The organism is Planctomycetia bacterium (assembly GCA_016795155.1).
GTDB lineage: Bacteria > Planctomycetota > Planctomycetia > Gemmatales > HRBIN36 > JAEUIE01.
On record JAEUIE010000030.1, the window covers coordinates 1 to 19,639 of the forward strand.

The window sequence follows — 19,639 nt, forward strand, 5'->3', positions numbered from 1 at the left end:
GCTTGCGGTCAGAATCTGACGCAAGTTGCTCGCGCACAGCATCTTGTTAGCTGCTTCGCGAACTTTCTGGATGGCTGGCAACAGCAGAGCCATCAGCAAGGCGATGATCGCAATCACCACCAGCAGTTCAATCAGCGTGAACGCTGATCGACGAGTACCTACTCGCTTCGACATGAAGTCTCCTCCACACAAAAAAGAGAAATTTATACAGGGGATAACACCCTGATTTTTACATCGTATCTGCTTTATACCTTCACGTAAACTACAATGCATAGTAACTTTAAATAATGGTATATTTTTAATTAACTAAAGTAATTGTTAATGTCTATCCATTCATGCATACTCTACGCATAATTAATAACAATCTCGAAGGATATTCACGCATCTGTAAGTTCTCTGCGATCTCTTTCTTGCGCGGTTGATTCCCACAGTCCGATTCGTCGTCATGTGCAGGTGCAGGCTCCAGTGTAATCGTTTGGTGCTGTATGCTTCCACGGTTCGTCAGCCATTCATCCTTGGTTGACGATGAGTCGCGATCGAAGTTAAACATTTCTTGAGGATGCTATTTTCTGAGCGATGGTGTTCTGAAAGCAGAGGCGAAGATAGGGTATGCTCGACGTGTGCTGCATAGAAGGATTGTTAGATACGCCCTGAATTCCAGCGTCGATCGCGATGTTATTCAGGTGTACTGCAACTGTCCGTAAGCCTCTTCCAGTACCTCTACCGGGATGGCGAATCGGTTCCCTTCGCTCCTCATCACTACCTGAATAAAGCCACGCTTGGACACAGACTTGTCTTACCTCCTTCGCCACAGTTTTGTGCCAGCCTCCTCGCCACACACACAGAGATTTCTGTTCGAATTGGAGTTATTCCGCGATCGACTGCATCAACACCGTGCTAAAAGATGTCTGTGTTCGATTCATGGCAACACTCCTTGTTCATAACTTCACGGGAGTATGAACTACCGGTTAAAATGTAACGTGTCATATTATATCATTAATGGTAAATTCTTAATTAACTAAAGTAATTATTAACTTACTCTTCGTTACTACTGCACTTTAATAAATGGCATGATTCTAATTAACTAAAGTAATCATTAAAGTATGCATCGGGGTTCCCCATTTGCTTTCAGATGCATCCATGCCTTGCTCCTTGTTCGATTTACCCGGATAATTCAGTTATGACTCCAAACAAGGTTCTCGAATCAATTGAACATGCCGCCCGAACAGCGGGCGAATTGTTGTTAAGGCGACAAAGCTCCTTTCAACTCAGTGAAAAAGGCAGATTCGATCTCGTGACGGATGCTGATCACGCAGCCCAGAATGCCATTCGTGAAATTCTGCACAACAACCACCCGGAGATCGAATTCCTCGGTGAAGAAACCGAGCACAGTGAAAAAGAACTTCTGCTTGCTTCCAACAAACCTCTATGGGTTGTCGATCCACTTGATGGGACCACCAATTATGTGCATGGCTTACCCTGTTATGGAGTTTCCATTGCACTGGTATCTGGAGAACAGGTTCTGGAAGGTGCCATTTTTGATCCCATACGCCAGGAATTGTTCACCGCCAGGCTAGGGCATGGTGCAAGACTCAATGGAGAAGCTATTCATTGCTCTGCAGCGAATAACCTGGAACAGGCACTCATTGCGGTGGGTTTTCCCGCAGATTTACGTGGTAAGGAAGAAGTACTACATGCCTGGGCCTGGTTCGGCTACCACTGCCGCGGGCTCAGGAGAACTGGTTCTTCTGCATTAAATCTTGCCTATGTTGCTGCAGGTAGACTCGATGGCTTCTTCGCATTCCAGGTTTGTCCCTGGGATATTGCTGCAGGCATGTTGCTGGTACAGGAAGCGGGCGGCAACATCAGTCAACGCGATGGCTCTGCGTATCATCCGTTGCGTGAAACAGTATTTGTTTCCAGCAATGGTCCATTGCACGATAAGATACTCCATGGATTAAACTCACTTTCGCCAGGAACAACCAATGCCTAAACACGTAGGGTTCCTGCGTGAACGCAGCGTGATGTGGAAAGCATTCCGCAAAGATTTCTTCCACACCGGTTCACTCATGCCCAGCAGCAAGGCCCTGGGGCGCGAACTGGCCGCCAGCCTGAAAGGACAACGGCCTCCTGCACGGATACTGGAAATTGGAGCAGGTACTGGGCCAGTCACCGCTCAGATTCTTCCGCTGCTTCAACCGGGTGATCAACTGGATGTTGTTGAAATTAATCAAGAGTTTGTTCAACTGCTTTGTCAGCGATTTCAGGTCGAATCGCCCGCCAGGCTTGATTCCCCCCCTGCACCGCTTCGGTTTCTACATGCACCGGTTCAGGATTTGCCCGGCCAGGGTATCTATCAGCATCTGATCAGTGGCCTCCCCTTCAACAATTTCCCCATCAGGCTGGTACGCAGCATCTGGGACAGCATACATCGGCTGGCTGCTCCTGGTGCTACCTTCGCCTTCTTTGAGTATGTTGCCATTCGTGAGATGAAAATGCCCTTTGTCAAACCAACTGAAAAGAAGAGACTGCAACTGGTGGGAAGGCATTTACAGAAAGAGATCAAGCAGTTTCAAACCCGTGCCCGGAAGGTTTTCCTGAACGTACCACCAGCCATCGTACACCATCTTGTTCTGCACCAGTGATTATGGAACACCTAACCGTTTCAGTGCTTCCTTAAACTCCGCAGCAGTCTGGAACCTTTCGTTTGGATCCTTGGCAATGGCTTTCAAAAGGAAATTCGCAATAGGATCTGGCAAATCCGGCTTGAAATCACGCGGATCCTTGGGTGGTGAATTCATGCGACTGAGCGCTGACTGCAGCGATTGCCCACCGCTTTCCCAGGGAAGATTCGCAGTGTAGACTTCATATGCTGTCACGCCCAGGGCAAATAAATCAACCCGCTGATCAGTGAAACTGCGTCGCACCAGTTCCGGCGCCATGTAGTTGGCTGAACCTGTTCGGTTGCCCGGCTTGCAGAAGTCTGCGGTATTGGGAATGGTCAGGCCAAAATCAATGAGCTTTAAGACACCTTCGCTGTTCACCAGCATGTTACGCGGGCAGACATCCCGGTGCATGTAGCCTTTGTCGTGGATGTAACCCAGCCCTTCTGCAGCCTGTATCAGATAATTTGCCCGGTTCTGCGCGAGTTGCTTGCTGTTCGTTTCAATCAGGAAATTCAGTCCAACGCCTTCCACCATCTCCATGACGATGAAGATTTCACCATCCTTGGTAAAGCCCCAATCGTAGGCATTCACGCAATTCTTGTGCTTGAGTTCAACACTGATGATGCCTTCATGAGGTCTGACCAATCCAACGAATCGTGCATCGAATCGCTTGGTCTTTTCCTTGTCGAGAATTTTGAGACAGACCTGGCGGCCCAGTTTGCCGTCACGAGCTTTCCAGACTTTCGACATGCTGCCCTGGCCAATACGCAATTCCAGGCCGAAACGGTCTGCAATATTGATCTTGGGAATCTTGTTCGCCTTGTCGATCTGCTCTTTCAACTGCATTTTGCGGAACTGAGCCGCAGTCATGTTCCTGGGGTCTGGCTTCTTCTTCCCAAACATCGAGGACAGCCAACCCATCAGAAATGCTCCTGACTGAAAACTTTTTGAAAGGAATCTACTGGGTCATTATACCCGGACATCCTGAAGCTACCTTGCAGATTCCGTTTAGTTCTCGCAGAAATCGATCAGCCTAGCTATTTCGGTCCGCAATTCCGACCTTGGCACAATCCGATCCACAAAACCATGTTCCAGAAGAAACTCGCTGGTCTGAAAATCTTCAGGCAACTCCATACGCACGGTATTCCAGATCGTCCGCCGACCTGCAAAACCGATCATGGCTTTCGGCTCAGCGAGGATGATATCTCCGAGTGTCGCAAAACTGGCGGCTGCTCCACCCATCGTCGGGTTGGTCAGCACACTGATGTAAAGCCCCTTGGCCGCGTCATGTCTGGCCAGGGCTGCACTCACCTTCGCCATCTGCATGAGTGACAATATGGATTCCTGCATACGGGCCCCGCCACCTGAACCACTCACAATGATCACCGGCAGTTTCAATGCTGTCGCCTGCTCAACCGCATAAGTGAGCTTTTCGCCAACTACCGAACCCATGCTGCCTGCCATAAAGGTGAAATCAGTTATTCCCAATACCACACCACGACCGCGAATGAAGCCCTTACCCACCACGGCGGCTTCCGTCATTCCGGTTTTGTTCATCTCATCCTTGAGGCGTTTCATATAGGGCTTGCGATCAACAAAGCCTATGGGATCAACCGATCGCAAGTCGGAGCACCATTCTTCAAAGCTGCCTTCATCCAGCAAGCTGGCTATGCGGGCACCGGCAGGCATCGTGAAATGATGGTTACACTGCGGGCAGCAATGCAGCTTCTGTTCAGCTTCCTTACGATAGATCGTATTTTTGCACCCCGGACACAGGGTAAACAATCCTTCAGGAACACCGCGTTTCGGGCGATCAACAGGCAGCATAGGTTGGCCAGTGTGTTAAATTAAGCTGTTATCTTAATGCCAACTTCGCTCAGTTGCTAGGGTACACCAGGGAAGATTACCGAACCCAGGGACGGATCATTAATCCTTTGCGATCCATATTGATGCACCAGGGTATTGCACCGTTCCACCCATCGCGAAATTCCTGCCAGGACATGGCATGTTGCCACCAGTTTGTCAAGTAGACTGCTTCATCGTTGTAGCCGTATGCGACCATCCAGTGCCCGGCAGGCATGCACATTCCCATTACAGCACTGCCTGGTACCTGCAACATGACTGCCACGGGTTGCTGGAGTTCAAGTGAATCCCGCAGTTGCTGTTCGCCTTTTATTTCGACCGCTTCATAGCCATGTGCGTCGAGTATACGTTCCACGCGGCCTCGACTGGTCCCTGCCATGCCACACAGGATATTCGGGGGGAAATGCGATTCGAGGTTGAGCATGTTCGGGTTTTCATGCTCCGCCGTATTCTCCAACCGAGGCATTGCTCCGCTGAATGTCAGCAATGTTGCACACGCCGCCAGACCGCAATTGGTCTTGGAGAGTTTTCCATCCTGATTGACGTAGCCAAACAGGGAAGACAAGCCTCGATACAGGCCTGACTGTGTTGGATCAGCCTGAAACAGATTGGCCATACTTTGGCCTCAACAAAAAAACCGCTGAGGTAATTCCCAGCGGTTGGTGTAGTAGCTCCGGGCAATTTTAACCACCCAGCTTGATGATTCCGGACTTGATCAGCCAGACCATGCCGCCGATGGAAATACCCATGGCCATCAGAATGCTTAACATGATGATAACCACGAGGGTAATCATGCTGATACCCTGTTGCGGAGGCTGCTGGTAGCCTTGCGGATATCCTGCAGGCCCCACGGCCATGCCGTTGTTGGCGGCCTGGCGGTTCTGCATGCGTGGATCTTGCTGGAGGCTTTCCCGCAGTGATGAAAAGCCGGAGGCGGCAAGGCCATTATTCACTTCGGCAACTGTGTCACTCAAACCAGCCATCGGCTGGGGTGTTGGCCGGGCGTACTGCGAACCACCTCGCTGCCCACCCTGTCGTCCACCAGCTGGAATGATGGCTGGTGGGGCATCGTAGATGGGTTCTTCATCCGGGTCGGCATAGGTTACAGGTGGTGGAGGTGCGGCAGGCTGACGTGCTGCAGGAACTGCCCCGGCGGAACGTTTGCCACCACGACTGGCCACTTGTGCGGTTTGTGCCAAGGCTGGAACAATCATGGCATGTGGCCGTAAAGCACTGGCTACCTCACCCATGCTCGAAAAACGGGCATTCGGGTCTTTGGCCATCAGCTTGTTAATGATTTCTATCAGTTCATCCGGACAATCGGGAGCCAGATCGCGAATGGCCTGAGGCTGCTTGGTCTGATGCGCCATCATCTTTTCGACGGCATTGTTGCCGGGGAATGGATATTGGCCAGTTACGCAGTGATACAGAATGCAACCCAGGCTGTACTGATCCGAAGGAAACGACATGCTGGCGGGATCCATGATCCCTTCCGGGCTGGCACAATCCAGACCAGAGGCCAGAGTGTTCGCACTCGACATCGTATCAACAACGGATTCGCCACTTTCAGATTCCAAGAGAAGTGAACCGACGCCGAAATCAAGAATCTTCACCCGTTGATCAGGCGTGATCATCATATTGGAAGGCTTCAGCAGGCCGTGCAGAATACTGCGCTGATGCGACGCTTCCAGACCTTCCGCGGCCAGCATTCCGAAAAGGGCTACTTCAGAGGCATCGAGCCGGCCACGGCGTTCGATTAACTTGTTCAGTGGCTCACCTTCCACCAGTGGCCAGGCCAGGTAGTGCATGGCCCCTGCAGTTCCAACATCCACGAAAGGCACGACAGCCTGATGGCTGAACTGTTCAAAGTCACGCACCTTGCGGCGGGCCAGGCGGATATTCCACATGCTGCGGCGAGGCAGCACCTTGACCGCATACCATTCGTTATTGACCTTAGACTTGGCTTTATACACGGTACCCATGGTGCCGGAGCCCAGGATGTCGTGAACGATAAATGAACCAAGCACCAGCCCCTGGCTTTTGCCATTGAGCAGACTGTCGGCCTGGAAACGGGTCAGAATTCCCTGATCCACCAGGTGCGCAGCCAGCTCGGCAGGCTCTGCTTTCGGGTGCCGGGCCATATAGTCGGCAACTAATTGTTCCAGTTTACCACGTTCGACGAGATTACTGCGACGTAAATCCCAGACGAACCACTCGCATGCGCCCAATTCGGCAGTCATCATGGGCAGGCAACCTCACTTGTTAATGGTTCTGCGTGATACCGGCTTGGCGCCGTCGTCGCGGGGGCGATTCACTTCACGCCAGTGCAGCAACTCTGCACTACCTTCATAGCTTAGTTCACACTCTTCCCCTCTGCACAAGGAAAGAGCAAATTTCTTGATTGAAACGTAATATTCATCACGTCACACTACCTATTACAGGCAGTTTGTAGCGGTTCCGCAAGGTCTTCTGCCATTTTCGCACCATAATCTCGAACGATTACAGGCTTATTAACGTACTATCCTCACACTTCTTGCTCGGTTCCACATGGGCACAGGGCACTGAAGTCCTTATTCTGACTGATAGTTCTTCCATTTTGTTGCAGAGATTCAGCGAGTTTAAGTATGGCAGCTTTTGTTACTTTGGGAGTGATGGTCCTTTTAGTCCTTTTTCTCATTTATTTTGCCGTTGGTTCACTTCCAACCAAAATGATGGCCGTTGCCCAGGCCGCTTATAAGGAAACCATTCGTCAGCCTCTCTACTGGTTTCTGCTGGTTTCCATGATCGCCTTGATGAGTATTTCCATCTTTCTGCCTTACTATACGTTTGGCGAAGACCTGAAAATGCTCAAGGAACTACAACTTTCCGCTATTCTTTTGCCGCCTTTGATTCTGGTGCTTTTCACTGGTGCTCTCTCTGTTTCGGAAGAAATTGAAGGGCGAACTGCTGTTACCTTGCTTTCCAAGCCTGTTGCCCGGCGTGATTTTCTCCTTGGCAAATTCTTCGGGATCCTCGCCGCTGCCCTGTTGATGATGATCATGCTGACCTTGTTCATGGGCTGGTCCATCAACATCAAGATCGATTATGAAGGACTGCTCGAAGATCTGATCAAAAACCCTCAGGAACAGACATTCATCGGCTCACTCAACGAATTACGAGGCATCATGTTGAAAGCGCCTGATGTTCTTCAGGAAGGACTGATGTATGTGATGCGAATCTTCATGGTCATAGGACTTTTATCTGCAGGCCCCTTCTGTCATTTCTGTCAGATTGCCATCATGACTGCGATTACGGTTGCCCTGGCTACTCGTCTGCCATTCCTGCTGAACATGTTCGTTGGATTGAGCATCTTCTTTCTGGGCAACTTGGTACCTGTGCTGAAGAACCAGGCTGGTGATATTCCTCTGGTAAAGTTCGTTGCAGAACTCTTCGGATTTATTATGCCATCGCTGAATATTTTCAAAATCGAGTCAGCTCTTGCCAGTGGATTGATCATAGTACCCTGGAATGCATACACTCTGCAAGTTGGCATCCATGCGGTGATCTTCTGTACTATTGCCATGCTGATAGGTTTGCTGCTTTTTGAAGACCGCGACGTTGCATAGTCAGATACAACTCGTTAAACTGGTGCATCAACTTGAGATGCACCTACGTGAATTCACCTATGAAATGTATCAAGCCTCTGCTTGCTTGCTGCCTTGCTCTTGCTCTGGTTGCCCAGCCTTTATACGCAGCGATAGTTTTTGGTGGTCGAGCTACTAACGGCACACTGGATAACAGCGGCACCAACAAGAACCCCGCACCATTCAACCTTGGCAGCTATACCGGACAGCATGGTGGATTCCTCGGCACGGCAATTAGCCCCACCCATTACATCACCGCGACCCATGTCGGTAGTGGTGGTAACAATGGCTTCTTCATTTATAACGATGGCGGACCCAACCCGATTCAATACCCCGTTTTGCAGGTTGCTACCTTCAATGATCTGGCCATCTGGCGGATCGACGGGCCTCAGACTTTCACCCACTGGATTCATGTTTACTCGGGAAACAACGAAACGAACCTGCCTCTTGTTACGATGGGGAACGGCACAACCCGTGGTGATCCGGTCAACACTCCCAGCACTTCCAACCTGGCAGGTTGGCAATGGGGCGGTACAGGCACCTTGCGCAGCTGGGGAACCAATACCGTCAATTCCATTGTGAATCCGGGTTTGATCGGGACATTCGAAGGAGATTACCTTTACTTCACGTTCAACCGCATTCTCGATGGCAACGGTAATCTGATGAATCCTGATGGTGCTGTGCTTTCCGGCGGAGATAGTGGCGGGCCTACTTTTATTCTCGATCCTAACGACAACCAATGGAAACTCGCAGGCATCAACAGCCTGGTCGATCAGGTCAGCCAGACTCCCAATGGCTCCGGCTTTGCTGCCGCCTTGTTTGATGCTCGTGGCTTTTACGATGGCGAGAATCTGATCACGGGCAATGATCCGGTTCCTCTCGGATCTTACGCCACCCGCATCAGCAGCCGAATCGATTGGGTCAACTCCATCGCTGCAGTTCCGGAGCCGGGCAGCATTGCTCTGGTCATCGGCCTGGCTGCTTCCGGCATGGGGTATGGCGTATATCGCCGTCGTCAGAGCAAACGTCTTGAAGATGCACTGGTATAAACAAACATGCCTGATTCGATTGACTCAGGCATGTCAATTTAAATCATGCTGATTGCTATTTTTTCCGCATCAGATTCGCTGTCATAAACTGTACCCACTTTCCATCTTCGCCCTGCATCGATGAAGTCAGCACGATGTGATCTTTCGATTTGAATTCGTAGCTATCGATATACTTGGCCATCTTGCCTTCCTTCATCATGTTGGGGCCTTCAGCATGCAGCGATAGTTTCTTGCCAGACTCATCGACCGTGCCTTCGTACTTCCACATGTGGCCACCCATGGAATCGATCCAGGTGCCAACATATTTCTTCTTTTCTGCATCATAACCACAAGTAAAAATAGCTGACACATTCATGCCCATCATGCTCGTTTTGTTATCTGCAACAACCCAGAACGCTCCGAGCATTTTGAAGTTCATCGTGCCTTTGCATTTCATCGGCGGTTGGCCCGGAGCCATGATGGCTTCTGTGTCCGTATCCCACTCACCGACAAACCGCTGCAGCCATTCGTGTTCTTTCTGGGGTTTGGGAAGCTGTCCAGGATCCTGTGCCTGAAGTGCACCAGTCATGATGATTCCGAACAGCCATGCATACCTTGAGAAGTTTTTCATTGCATTAACTCCAATAAATCCTGCATCCCTGCCCGTAATTCCATGCTTTGCTCAACTTAGAGCCTTGTACACTGAACCGGCAATAGTCTCCCGACGAATTCCTGTTAGGTGAAACCAAATCATCCGCTTTGCATAATAACTATGAAGTATATGCCATCTACCGTTCGGAGCATCAGCACGTATGGGATCAACTGTATCGAATCACCCTTCTCCCATTCGGCGTCTCTGGTCGTTGCTGAAAACCGAACGGCGTGAACTCTGGATTGTTGTGGTTTTTGCGATCGGTGTCGGAGTGTTGAATCTAGCGATTCCTATTGCTGTGATGGCAGTAGTGAATACGACTGCACTTTCCACACTGACACAGCAACTCATTGTCCTCTGTCTGGGTCTGCTGGTTGCCCTGGGCATGGCAGCATGCCTGCGACTGTTAAAGAATATCGTGGTTGAATTTATCCAGCGACGCATCTTTGTTCGCGTGGTGGATGACCTCTCCTTTCGTTTACCTCGCATCGATGTGGCCGCTCTCGATCGGATGCACGCGCCGGAACTGGTCAATCGTTTCTTTGATGTGTTAACGGTACAGAAATCCTCCGCAGTCCTCCTCCTCGATGGCATTACCCTGATTCTGCAAGCCATCATCGGCCTGATCCTCCTCGGCAGCTATCACCAATGGCTGCTGGGCTTTGATTTATTCCTGATCCTGGGACTGATCCTCTTGACCATCCTGGGATACGGTGGAACTGCAACCGCCATTGAGGAATCCAAAGCCAAGTATCTGGTAGCTGGCTGGCTCGAGGAAATCGCCCGGCACCCGATCGCTTTCAAACTGGGTGGTGGCGCCGAGTTCTCGCGACACTGGGCAGATCAGCTTACCGAAAAGTATCTGCATTGCCGCGAATCCCATTTTTTTGTCCTGATGCGACAGTTCGGCTTTGCCCTGATCATGCAACTGATCGCCAGCGTCATGCTCCTGGGCGTGGGTGGCTATCTCGTCATTCAGGGACAGCTTTCTCTCGGGCAACTCGTTGCTGCAGAACTCGTCGTCAGCCTGATGGCTGGCACCTTCGCCAAGATTGGCAAACAACTCGAAAGCTATTATGATCTGCTGGCTGCCATTGAAAAACTGGGACATCTCCTTGATGTACCCCTGGAAAACACGGGAAACGAAACATATCGACCGGGCCAGAAAGGCGCTGCCGTTCAGTTCAAGAACCTGTCATTCCAATACGACATGGGTAATCGTCATGTCTTCCAGGATTTCGAGGAGACCATTCAGCCGGGTGAACGTGTTGCCCTGATAGGCCCCAATGGTTCGGGAAAAACGACTCTCGCCGAAATGCTTTTCGGGCTGCGACAGCCGCAGCGAGGCCATATTGAAGTGGATGGCATGGACCTGCGTGATCTGAACCTCAATGACTATCGCAAGAAGGTTTCGTTTGTCAAAGGCATCGAAATATTTGGAGGCACGGTCTTCGACAATCTCTGCATGGGACAGGAATCGCTCACCATCGAACAGGCACGACAGGCTCTGCAATCGGTAGCCTTGCTCGATGACATCATGAGGCTGCCCCAGGGGTTGCAGACTTATCTGGCTACCGGAGGCAGACCCTTGTCCCTGGGCCAGGCAGAACGCTTCATGCTTGCTCGCGCCATCATTACCAGGCCTTCACTGCTCATTCTCGATGAATCGCTTGACGACATGGATCAAACTGTTCGCGACAAGGTGATTCCCATCCTCTTCCAGGAACATGCACCCTGGACCTTGATCGTGGTGACACACAGCCCTGACGTGGCCAGGCTCTGCCAGCGCACCATCAGGCTCGGCATTCCCTCAACTCCTGTGACCGCATGATGACCATGAATACTGAATTCCAGACGCATGAACGTCTCACCAGCACGCATCGGGCAGAAACTCCCAAGGGTGTTCGCCGGGTCTATCGCCTGATTCTGATTCTGCTGCTCTTGCTGCCGATTCTCCTGCTCATGGTATCGTGGACGCAGACGATTCACGGCATCGGTCGAGCCATCGCCTTCAACCCGGTCGAACGGCCTCAGTTTGTCGTCTCTCCCATCGAAGGCCGAATCAAAAAATGGTATGTCGTCGAAGGTGATCGTGTCAAAGCCGGCCAGCGTATTGTCGAGATGGTGGATAACGATCCCAATCTGGAACTGCGTCTGCTCGATGAAGAACGAGCCATCCAGGATCGTCTGCGTGCAGTCGAAGGGCGCGTTCTGGAAATTGATTCTCGTATCCGCAATCTGAAAAGCTCGCGTGATCTGCAGATCAGCATCCAGCAGGGCATTCTGCGCATTGAACGAGAACGTGCCCAGAATCTCGTCCTTCAGGAGATTGAAGCCCAGGCCGCAGTCGATGCGGCTGAACCGAATTATCGAAGGCAGAAAGAGTTATTTGAAAATCGACAGGGTGGTCTCGCTTCACAGCGCGACGTCGAACTGGCCTTGCAGCAACTGGAAGTTGCACGGGCCAAACTTAAGCAGGCACAGCGACTGGTCCAGATCGGAAAGGACGGCGTTCAGGTGGCGGAATCGCAACTCAATCGAGTGGATCGGGACACCGCTGCCATGATCAATGCCGAAAACGCATTGCTCCGGAGCGCGGAAGCGGAAGTCGCCATGGTGCGTCGTGACGATGCGCAGATTAAAGTTCGAATCGCACGCCAGCGAGCTCAATATGTCGATGCCCCTTGTGATGGCACCGTCTGGCGGCTGCTGGCCAATGCCGAACAAGGCGGGCTACTCGTCAGGCCGGGTGAACGCCTGGCCATGCTGGTGCCGGATGTCTACCGCCACAGTGTCAAAGTTCAACCCACTCTCCTGTCGCAGACTGTGCCGCTTTCCCTGTTTCTCAGTGGCATCCTGACACCAGCAGGGTCTTCTCATGGCCTGATTGCCTTACAGCCTGCACGACTTCTGGGAAGTCGCACTTGGGTCTTGACAGATTCCGTCCACCCAGGTATTGTCGCCGAACTTTTTGTAGATGGCAACGATCTGCCTCTGATTCGCAAGGGGGACAGGGTACGTCTGCAGTTTGAGGGTTGGCCCGCGGTTCAATTCGTAGGCTGGCCTTCCGTTGCCGTTGGCACATTCGGGGGGCTGGTGTATCTGGTAGATCCAACCGCGGATGATAAAGGGCAGTTTCGCATCCTTGTCGAGCCTGACCCGAACGACGCGCCTTGGCCATCAGAGGACTATCTGCGACAGGGGGTTCGTACGCAAGGCTGGGTGTTGCTCAATCGCGTTTCCATCGGCTGGGAACTCTGGCGGCAACTAAACGGCTTTCCTCCCATTCGTGACAACACGGAAGTCAAAGCCGAAAAGAAACTTCTCGGACCGGTGCAGCGAAAATAACCTGTCAACAAACTCGGGGGATAGTATTCGGATGGTCAGGTTGCACGCATGGAGGTTGGCACCTGCCTGGTTTCTGATTTCAGGCTGCTTAAGCGATAAGCAGCTCACGGAATCTTTCCAGAAACCTTCTGCACCTGCCATGGAGAAATCTTCCTCACCCGATGTTGTACAGGCATCGGCTAGACTATCGGCACCCTCGGCTGACAAGTTGTTTCCGCCTGTACTTCCTGCCAGCAATCAGTCAACTTCTAAACCTTCAGTGCGACCTGCATTCACTGGCAACATCGAACTCAACACGGTGCTGAACAGTGTTGACCAGAATTTTCCATTACTGCTGGCCATTGAAGAAGAACGAAATATCGCTGCAGGGTTGCGACTTTCAACGGAAGGAGCGTTTGACACCACGGTCAGAGCACGCACTACCGGACAACGGGGTACCTATGATAGTGGCAGAATGGATGTAACCGTTGAACAATTGACTACCCTGAATGGCCTATCTTACTTTGGCGGCTATCGACTCAGCAACGGAGATTTCCCCCCCTATTACGGGTTTTATAAAACCGGTGATGGCGGCGAGTTTCGCGGCGGTTTCCAGCTACCCCTTCTCCGCAATGCTCCGATCGATCGCCCCCGTGCCGCGCTGCGGCAGGCACAGATTGCGGAATCCCTGGCTGATCCCATCATCCAACGTTCCCGGCTAGATTACTTCCGGGCTGCAACACGAACCTACTGGAACTGGATTGCTGCCGGTGAACAATATTATGTCGCCCAGGATCTCTTCAAGATTGCCCAGGAACGACAGGCAGGCTTTGAAACACAGTTCCAGCGCGGCGCCATCGCTGAAATTATTGTCATTGATAATCGTCGTCTGATTGCCGAACGGCTCGGTAATCTGGCGCAAGCCGAACGCAGACTGCAACAGACCTCTATTGAATTATCACTGTTTCTGCGGGATGAAGCGGGACAGCCCATGCTGCCTACCCTTCAGCAGATGCCTCGCACACTGCTCACCAGTAAACCGCTTTCTCCCAAGGCTGACACCCTGGATGCTGACCTGCAGGCTGCTGTTAATAACAGGCCTGAACTGCGCCGCTTTTCCTTATTGAGACAGCGTGTCGAAGTCGATTTGCAATTCGCATCGAACCAACTGTTGCCCAATCTTACCACCGGCGTTGCTGGTTCTACCGATCTCGGCCCAATGAAGAAAAACAGCGATGGAACACCGGGAGACTCTCAAGTACTCGAAGGCACGGTGATGTTCGATATGCCTTTGCAATGGCGTGACGCCACCGGTCGGCAGGCACAAGCTCGTGCCTTACTGACCCAATTGCAATGGCAGGAACAATTTGCTCGCGAGCAGATTGGCGCCGATGTGCAGGATGCGATCTCCAATCTGGATCGCAGCCTGGAGCGCATCGCACGTGCCGAAGAAGAAGTGAAGGTAGCCCAGCAGGTGACTGAACTGGAATTCACCCGGTTTCGTGCCGGACAAAGCACCCTGCTAGAAGTGAATCTCCGCGAATTGGCCGCTGCCGGGGCCAAGGCCAGGCTGATTGATGCCTTAGCCGAATTCTACCGTGCAGTTGCTGATTTCCGCGCCGCCCTGGGGCTTGATCTCGCTCCGACACGATAATTCCAGGTTCAACTTTCGCATTCTGATAATCCGCAAGTCTGGATGAATTCACCAATTATTTCATCCCGGTTGTGACAAATCTCACGTTTGCTCGAATCACAATGTGAACACCGGCATAGGAACAGGCAGGCCATGATGCCATGCTCGCACAACAGGTTCTATGGATGCTCATGAATTCACTGCCTACCCATCATGATCACTTTCTTGGGTTGCTGAACAGCCACCAGCGGGCTTTGCACAAAATCTGCTGGGTGTATGGCACACACACTCACGACCGTGACGATCTGCTGCAGGAAATCCTGGCACACCTCTGGTCTGCCTTTCCTCGCTACGATGCCAGTCGCCACTTCCTGACCTGGATGTACCGCATTGCGTTGAACGTTGCTATTGATCACCTCCGCCGAAACAAACGGCGAGGCAAGGAACAGAGCCTGCACCAGCACGATGGAGACAACTTTGACAATCACTCGACAGGCATCACCAGACAGCAGGAACTTCTCGATCTGCATTACCTGTTACAACAGCAAAGCGATGCTGACCGGGCTTTGTTGCTGCTTCATCTGGAAGGGCAATCGCATCGCGAAATCGGCGACATCCTCGGTATCACTGTATCCAACGTCAGTACCAGGCTCAATCGGCTCAGGCAATCTTTGAAACAAACCATTCTGAACGACGAACAGGAGTCACACCATGCAACTCAATGAACTGGAACAGCGCTGGCAACAACTTGACCAGAAACTCGACAGGACACTGGCACTGGGTTCAGAGTTCATGAAACAACTCATTGTCAAACCAGCCCAACGTCGCATCAACTGGCATGCCTTCTGGCCTGCTCTCGATATCGCCTTCTGTTGCATGGTTCTCTGGCCCACCGGCAGCATTCTTTATCAGCATGGCCACCAGGCCGCCGTGCTGTTCCCAACCCTCATCACCATGGCCAGCGCCATCGCCTTGCTGATCAGTTCGATCTATCAGTTGCAACTTACCGCTGACATCAACTGGTATGGGCCTGTGGTTGCCATCCAGACGAAACTCGAAAAACTGCGTGTTGCCAGGATCAGTCAGTTCAAATGGATCATTCTCCTCTCACCGTTGGCAGGCTTCTGCGGAATCGTCACCCTCCTGCACGGCTTATTCGCCTGGCAGTCAGATAACCGCTTTAACTTGATCGATCGGATTCACCAACCCTGGTTGATGGTGAACTATATTTTCGGGGTGCTTTTCCTTCTGTTCGGCCACCTGCTGGCAGGCTACCTGGCCAGAAAATTTCAGCATCATCGCTGGTGGCAGGCAGTGCTCGATGATATCTCCGGCAAATCACTGAACACTGCAGCCGCAGATTTGAGAAAGTGGGAAGCACTCACGGGGTAATCGTGATCACGGCTGATCGAACTTGCGAACAGATATCACCGTTTGCATGTACACATGCGAACCGTGCAAACTTTCGGGGAAATAAAAATCTGATTGACACGTAAGAAATTACTTACCTATACTGATTGCATGGTTGCTCTCAAACATAAGCCCGATGTCTTCACCGCCATCAGCCATCCGGCACGCAGGCGAATGCTCGATCTGCTTGCAATCGAAGACAGTGCCGTCAACACGATAGCAACCCACTTCAAAATGAGTCGCCCGGCGGTGTCGCAGCATCTTCGCATCCTGCTCGATTCCGGCCTCGTGACAGAACAGCGGTATGGCCGCGAACGCCGTTACCACCTCGTCCCTGACCGTCTCGGCCCAGTGCGGGAATGGCTATCGCACTATGAGCGGTTCTGGGACGACCGGCTCGAGCGGCTGCAGAAAGTGTTAGCCAGGAGCAAGGCATGAGCAAAACGATCCAGCGCGAGATGCACTTTCCGCAGCCTCGGGAACAAGTCTGGCAAGCGATCGCCGAGAGTGCCACGTTGGCCGAGTGGATGTTCCCGAACGACTTCGAACCCCGCGTCGGCCATCACTTCACGTTCCAGGTGCCGGGGAATCCGAAGATGAATTTCGAAGGCTTGACCGTTCACTGCGAAGTGCTGGAGTGCGAAGCACCCAGTCGACTCGTGTTCTCGTGGTCAGCCGGGGAACTCGCTGATACGAAGGTAAGCTTCCGTCTCGAACCCGACGGCCTCGGTACGAAACTTCTCTTTGAACACGCCGGGTTCAATATCACGCAAGCCTTCGGCGAACAAGCATTCAAAGGTGCCGAGTACGGCTGGGCGAAGATGCTGAAGCAGCTTGGGGTGGTGGTGGATGGGCTGGGAAAACCGAACATTTAGACAAGCCATACTTTCGATGCAACATGCGAAAGCTACTGGCCTAATTCGAAACCACGAGGATTCTTAATGTCCACTGAACTTCCCATCCCTCCTGCTGCAGTAGCGGATACACGTTCCCTTGAGATGATTCGCGTCTGGATTGCGAATAAAAAGCAACATTGTGTCCTGAACATCGGTTTTTGGGAAGAACGCAATATTGATGAATGTCACGCATGGGGTGTTCTGTTGGCAGACATGGTGCGCCATATCGCTAACGCACACGAGATCGAGTATGGTCGTGACCCGTGTGAGACTATCAACAGAGTTCGTGAGTCGTTCATAATCGAGATGGGGCATCCAACGTCTGATCATATTGGCGATTTCGTGAATAATGAGAAACGCTCTTCCTCCAAGCCCAAAAAGAAGAAGCGAAGTTGAATTGATATTGTCAGGAATGGTTATCACGTCACTTTCATAAGGACACCATCATGACCGCAGCCACCAAACGTTCCATCCTTCGCGGCATACACATGGTGCTGGCCATCCCCATCGCGGGGTATGTGTACAGCCCGTTTGCGAACTTGCCTGACTACGCTGGGCCGACACGGTTTGTCTTCTTTCCACTACTCGTTCTCACTGGATTGTGGATGTGGAAAGGCCATGAGCTGGGGCGGCTGATGGCGAAGAGATCGGCATAACTTGCAATCGTAGTAAGCTGTGGCAGGGTTATTCGGTACTCCGAATGACCCTGCTGGCTGTGCAAGAACTCAGCGAACTCGCAGGGTCATGCATGGGTACATGCATAACCCTGCCACAACTTGTCGCCTTAAGAACGGCAACCCATGGAACTAACACCCACTCCGAACTACGATCAGTTGCTCCAAGTCATCTCGACAACGCTGGGCACCGGGCAGTCGCAAGCCATACGGGCGGCTAATGTCCATCTGCTCGAAACCTACTGGCGAATCGGCCAGCACATCGTCGAATTCGAGCAGGGTGGCCAGTCGAAGGCGGAGTATGGCACCGGGCTTATCACCCGACTGGCTCAGGACTTACGGCAACGACATGGCAAGGGATTTGACCGCAGCAACCTCATCCGCATGCGACAGTTCTACATCTCTTACCCAAAAGGTGCGACACTGTCGCACTTTTTAAGCTGGTCGCATGTCGTCGAACTCCTCAAGATCGACGAACCGCTCGAACGCAGCTTCTACGAAAAGCAGATGATCGCGGAGAACTGGTCGGTTCGTGAACTGAAGCGGCAGAAGAACTCAGCCCTATTTCTGCGATTGGCAGCTAGCAAGGACAAGTCCGAAATACTTCAACTCGCCAGTCAGGGCCAACTGGTCGAGTCGCCGAACGACTTGCTGCGTGAACCATACATCTTCGAGTTTCTCAAAATACCGGAAGCCACACATGTTTCGGAAACCCAATTGGAAACGCTGCTGTGCGATCACCTGCAGCAGTTCCTCCTCGAGTTGGGGAAAGGCTTCACGTTCGTCGGCAGGCAATATCGCATCACCATCAACAACGCACACTACAAGGTGGATCTCGTCTTCTACCATCGCATCCTGCGGCGGTTCGTGCTGATCGATTTGAAGATCGAAGATGTGGAACATCACGACATCGGCCAAATGAATCTCTACCTGGGCTACTTCGCAGCGGAGGAAAACACCGAAGGCGATGCGGAGCCAATCGGCATCATCTTGAGCCGTCACAAGGATGAGTTGCTGGTGGAGTACGCCACCTACGGGATGAATAGTCAACTGTTTGTGCAGAAGTACCAGCTCTACCTACCCAATAAAGAAGAGCTACGATTGGAATTGGAACGAACGCTGAGGGAGGCAGGCGAGTAACCAGACATTCTTCACTGCCTACCATCAATACACATAGGAGAATTCGATGAAAAACGCCAAAGCAAAAAAGGAATTGTCCTCCACACAACGTGATGCGCTTCTCAAAGCACTGCGAACCCGCTTTGAGGAGAACACGCACCGGCACAAGGGCATCGAATGGGCACGGGTTCAAGCCAGGCTGGAAACGAAGCCAGACAAGCTTTGGTCGCTACATGAAATGGAAAGAACCGGTGGTGAACCGGATGTTGTCGGTCACGATAAAAAGACAGGCGAGGTTCTCTTCTTCGATTGTTCACCGGAAACCCCCAAGGGCCGCAGAAGCATCTGTTACGATCCGGAAGCACTGGCATCGCGGAAAGAAAACAAACCAGCCGACAGCGCACTGGGTATGGCTGCGGCTATGGGCGTTGAGGTTCTCACGGAAGAGCAGTATCGAGAACTCCAGAAACTGGGAGAGTTCGATACGAAAACGTCGAGCTGGATTATTACTCCGCCTGACATTCGAGGGCTAGGCGGCGCGCTGTTCTGTGATCGCCGGTACGATACGGTCTTTCTCTATCACAACGGTGCCGAATCGTACTATGCGGCTAGAGCATTTTCAAAAACCATCTTGCGCATTCAGGTAATACATGAAATACTGTGACGTGTCCATGTCATGGAGTCACAGATGAAAGCGTACTCGGTTGATTTACGTGAGCGGGTGTTGGCAGACTTTCAGGGAGGCATG

The 19,639-nt window shown here is 51.9% G+C and carries 21 protein-coding genes; 15 read left to right on the forward strand and 6 right to left on the reverse strand.

Annotated features, from left to right (window positions below; genetic code table 11):
- On the reverse strand, positions 1 to 174 hold a 174-nt coding region (locus JNJ77_12110; protein ID MBL8823326.1), incomplete at its 3' end, for a prepilin-type N-terminal cleavage/methylation domain-containing protein.
- A 1,006-nt stretch (positions 175 to 1,180) separates the two neighbouring features.
- Here JNJ77_12110 and JNJ77_12115 point away from each other — a divergent pair.
- Together JNJ77_12115 and JNJ77_12120 are read left to right on the forward strand one after the other, a co-directional pair.
- Positions 1,181 to 1,993 (forward strand): inositol monophosphatase, encoded by an 813-nt coding sequence (locus JNJ77_12115; GenBank protein MBL8823327.1) that lies wholly within the window; start codon positions 1,181 to 1,183, stop codon positions 1,991 to 1,993.
- Complete coding sequence (locus tag JNJ77_12120; GenBank protein ID MBL8823328.1) at positions 1,986 to 2,645, forward strand: hypothetical protein; 660 nt, start codon at positions 1,986 to 1,988, stop codon at positions 2,643 to 2,645. Before JNJ77_12115 ends, JNJ77_12120 begins: the two co-directional genes overlap by 8 nt.
- Here the strand turns inward: JNJ77_12120 and JNJ77_12125 are convergent, their stop codons facing one another.
- From JNJ77_12125 to JNJ77_12140, 4 genes are all read right to left on the reverse strand, one after another.
- The gene (locus tag JNJ77_12125) at positions 2,646 to 3,512 is read right to left on the reverse strand and encodes a serine/threonine protein kinase (GenBank protein ID MBL8823329.1); all 867 of its coding nucleotides are present in this window, start codon (positions 3,510 to 3,512) and stop codon (positions 2,646 to 2,648) included.
- 162 nt (positions 3,513 to 3,674) lie between these two features.
- Positions 3,675 to 4,493, reverse strand: coding sequence for an acetyl-CoA carboxylase carboxyltransferase subunit beta (locus JNJ77_12130; GenBank protein ID MBL8823330.1), 819 nt, complete (start codon positions 4,491 to 4,493; stop codon positions 3,675 to 3,677).
- 76 nt (positions 4,494 to 4,569) lie between these two features.
- Positions 4,570 to 5,145, reverse strand: coding sequence for a hypothetical protein (locus JNJ77_12135; GenBank protein ID MBL8823331.1), 576 nt, complete (start codon positions 5,143 to 5,145; stop codon positions 4,570 to 4,572).
- Positions 5,146 to 5,212: 67 nt separating this feature from the next.
- Complete coding sequence (locus JNJ77_12140; GenBank protein ID MBL8823332.1) at positions 5,213 to 6,772, reverse strand: serine/threonine protein kinase; 1,560 nt, start codon at positions 6,770 to 6,772, stop codon at positions 5,213 to 5,215.
- A gap of 381 nt (positions 6,773 to 7,153) precedes the next feature.
- Between JNJ77_12140 and JNJ77_12145 the strand changes: the two genes are divergently transcribed.
- Positions 7,154 to 8,134: a hypothetical protein gene (locus JNJ77_12145; GenBank protein ID MBL8823333.1), complete on the forward strand. Its 981-nt coding sequence runs from the start codon at positions 7,154 to 7,156 to the stop codon at positions 8,132 to 8,134.
- A 59-nt stretch (positions 8,135 to 8,193) separates the two neighbouring features.
- A complete protein-coding gene (locus JNJ77_12150; protein MBL8823334.1) occupies positions 8,194 to 9,201 on the forward strand; it encodes a PEP-CTERM sorting domain-containing protein in 1,008 nt (335 codons plus the stop codon).
- Positions 9,202 to 9,256: 55 nt separating this feature from the next.
- Here JNJ77_12150 and JNJ77_12155 read toward each other — a convergent pair whose 3' ends face one another.
- Entirely contained in the window at positions 9,257 to 9,811 is a 555-nt protein-coding gene (locus JNJ77_12155; protein MBL8823335.1) for a DUF1579 domain-containing protein, read from the reverse strand.
- Between the two features lie 181 nt (positions 9,812 to 9,992).
- On the opposite strand from JNJ77_12155, the gene JNJ77_12160 reads away from it, so the two are divergent.
- The 11 genes from JNJ77_12160 (at position 9,993) to JNJ77_12210 (ending at position 19,555) form a co-directional block, all read left to right on the forward strand.
- Complete coding sequence (locus JNJ77_12160; protein ID MBL8823336.1) at positions 9,993 to 11,663, forward strand: ATP-binding cassette domain-containing protein; 1,671 nt, start codon at positions 9,993 to 9,995, stop codon at positions 11,661 to 11,663.
- 5 nt (positions 11,664 to 11,668) lie between these two features.
- The gene (locus JNJ77_12165) at positions 11,669 to 13,180 is read left to right on the forward strand and encodes a biotin/lipoyl-binding protein (GenBank protein MBL8823337.1); all 1,512 of its coding nucleotides are present in this window, start codon (positions 11,669 to 11,671) and stop codon (positions 13,178 to 13,180) included.
- Between the two features lie 31 nt (positions 13,181 to 13,211).
- A complete protein-coding gene (locus JNJ77_12170; protein MBL8823338.1) occupies positions 13,212 to 14,813 on the forward strand; it encodes a TolC family protein in 1,602 nt (533 codons plus the stop codon).
- A 170-nt stretch (positions 14,814 to 14,983) separates the two neighbouring features.
- Positions 14,984 to 15,517 (forward strand): sigma-70 family RNA polymerase sigma factor, encoded by a 534-nt coding sequence (locus tag JNJ77_12175; protein MBL8823339.1) that lies wholly within the window; start codon positions 14,984 to 14,986, stop codon positions 15,515 to 15,517.
- A complete protein-coding gene (locus tag JNJ77_12180) occupies positions 15,504 to 16,184 on the forward strand; it encodes a hypothetical protein (protein ID MBL8823340.1) in 681 nt (226 codons plus the stop codon). Before JNJ77_12175 ends, JNJ77_12180 begins: the two co-directional genes overlap by 14 nt.
- 129 nt (positions 16,185 to 16,313) lie before the next feature.
- Positions 16,314 to 16,640 carry a winged helix-turn-helix transcriptional regulator gene (locus tag JNJ77_12185; GenBank protein MBL8823341.1) on the forward strand — a complete coding sequence of 109 codons (327 nt, stop codon included), beginning with the start codon at positions 16,314 to 16,316 and terminating at the stop codon, positions 16,638 to 16,640.
- The gene (locus JNJ77_12190) at positions 16,637 to 17,077 is read left to right on the forward strand and encodes an SRPBCC domain-containing protein (GenBank protein ID MBL8823342.1); all 441 of its coding nucleotides are present in this window, start codon (positions 16,637 to 16,639) and stop codon (positions 17,075 to 17,077) included. The genes JNJ77_12185 and JNJ77_12190 overlap by 4 nt, the downstream gene beginning before the upstream one ends.
- 66 nt (positions 17,078 to 17,143) lie before the next feature.
- Entirely contained in the window at positions 17,144 to 17,494 is a 351-nt protein-coding gene (locus JNJ77_12195) for a DUF5076 domain-containing protein (GenBank protein MBL8823343.1), read from the forward strand.
- A gap of 50 nt (positions 17,495 to 17,544) precedes the next feature.
- Entirely contained in the window at positions 17,545 to 17,754 is a 210-nt protein-coding gene (locus tag JNJ77_12200; GenBank protein MBL8823344.1) for a hypothetical protein, read from the forward strand.
- 144 nt (positions 17,755 to 17,898) lie between these two features.
- The gene (locus tag JNJ77_12205) at positions 17,899 to 18,912 is read left to right on the forward strand and encodes a DUF1016 family protein (GenBank protein ID MBL8823345.1); all 1,014 of its coding nucleotides are present in this window, start codon (positions 17,899 to 17,901) and stop codon (positions 18,910 to 18,912) included.
- 46 nt (positions 18,913 to 18,958) lie between these two features.
- Positions 18,959 to 19,555: a DUF4256 domain-containing protein gene (locus tag JNJ77_12210; protein MBL8823346.1), complete on the forward strand. Its 597-nt coding sequence runs from the start codon at positions 18,959 to 18,961 to the stop codon at positions 19,553 to 19,555.
- Positions 19,556 to 19,639: the final 84 nt, after the last annotated feature.

Bases quoted from the DNA above. Each gene is read 5' to 3' on its own strand.
- JNJ77_12165 (MBL8823337.1), top strand. From the start codon at position 11,669: ATGAATACTGAATTCCAGACGCATGAACGTCTCACCAGCACGCATCGG.
- JNJ77_12180 (MBL8823340.1), top strand. From the start codon at position 15,504: ATGCAACTCAATGAACTGGAACAGCGCTGGCAACAACTTGACCAGAAA.
- JNJ77_12120 (MBL8823328.1), top strand. From the start codon at position 1,986: ATGCCTAAACACGTAGGGTTCCTGCGTGAACGCAGCGTGATGTGGAAA.
- JNJ77_12140 (MBL8823332.1), bottom strand. From the start codon at position 6,772: ATGATGACTGCCGAATTGGGCGCATGCGAGTGGTTCGTCTGGGATTTA.
- JNJ77_12130 (MBL8823330.1), bottom strand. From the start codon at position 4,493: ATGCTGCCTGTTGATCGCCCGAAACGCGGTGTTCCTGAAGGATTGTTT.
- JNJ77_12210 (MBL8823346.1), top strand. From the start codon at position 18,959: ATGAAAAACGCCAAAGCAAAAAAGGAATTGTCCTCCACACAACGTGAT.
- JNJ77_12200 (MBL8823344.1), top strand. From the start codon at position 17,545: ATGACCGCAGCCACCAAACGTTCCATCCTTCGCGGCATACACATGGTG.
- JNJ77_12115 (MBL8823327.1), top strand. From the start codon at position 1,181: ATGACTCCAAACAAGGTTCTCGAATCAATTGAACATGCCGCCCGAACA.
- JNJ77_12195 (MBL8823343.1), top strand. From the start codon at position 17,144: ATGTCCACTGAACTTCCCATCCCTCCTGCTGCAGTAGCGGATACACGT.
- JNJ77_12150 (MBL8823334.1), top strand. From the start codon at position 8,194: ATGAAATGTATCAAGCCTCTGCTTGCTTGCTGCCTTGCTCTTGCTCTG.
- JNJ77_12205 (MBL8823345.1), top strand. From the start codon at position 17,899: ATGGAACTAACACCCACTCCGAACTACGATCAGTTGCTCCAAGTCATC.
- JNJ77_12160 (MBL8823336.1), top strand. From the start codon at position 9,993: ATGGGATCAACTGTATCGAATCACCCTTCTCCCATTCGGCGTCTCTGG.
- JNJ77_12175 (MBL8823339.1), top strand. From the start codon at position 14,984: ATGAATTCACTGCCTACCCATCATGATCACTTTCTTGGGTTGCTGAAC.
- JNJ77_12190 (MBL8823342.1), top strand. From the start codon at position 16,637: ATGAGCAAAACGATCCAGCGCGAGATGCACTTTCCGCAGCCTCGGGAA.
- JNJ77_12145 (MBL8823333.1), top strand. From the start codon at position 7,154: ATGGCAGCTTTTGTTACTTTGGGAGTGATGGTCCTTTTAGTCCTTTTT.
- JNJ77_12135 (MBL8823331.1), bottom strand. From the start codon at position 5,145: ATGGCCAATCTGTTTCAGGCTGATCCAACACAGTCAGGCCTGTATCGA.
- JNJ77_12185 (MBL8823341.1), top strand. From the start codon at position 16,314: ATGGTTGCTCTCAAACATAAGCCCGATGTCTTCACCGCCATCAGCCAT.
- JNJ77_12155 (MBL8823335.1), bottom strand. From the start codon at position 9,811: ATGAAAAACTTCTCAAGGTATGCATGGCTGTTCGGAATCATCATGACT.
- JNJ77_12125 (MBL8823329.1), bottom strand. From the start codon at position 3,512: ATGCAGTTGAAAGAGCAGATCGACAAGGCGAACAAGATTCCCAAGATC.
- JNJ77_12170 (MBL8823338.1), top strand. From the start codon at position 13,212: ATGGTCAGGTTGCACGCATGGAGGTTGGCACCTGCCTGGTTTCTGATT.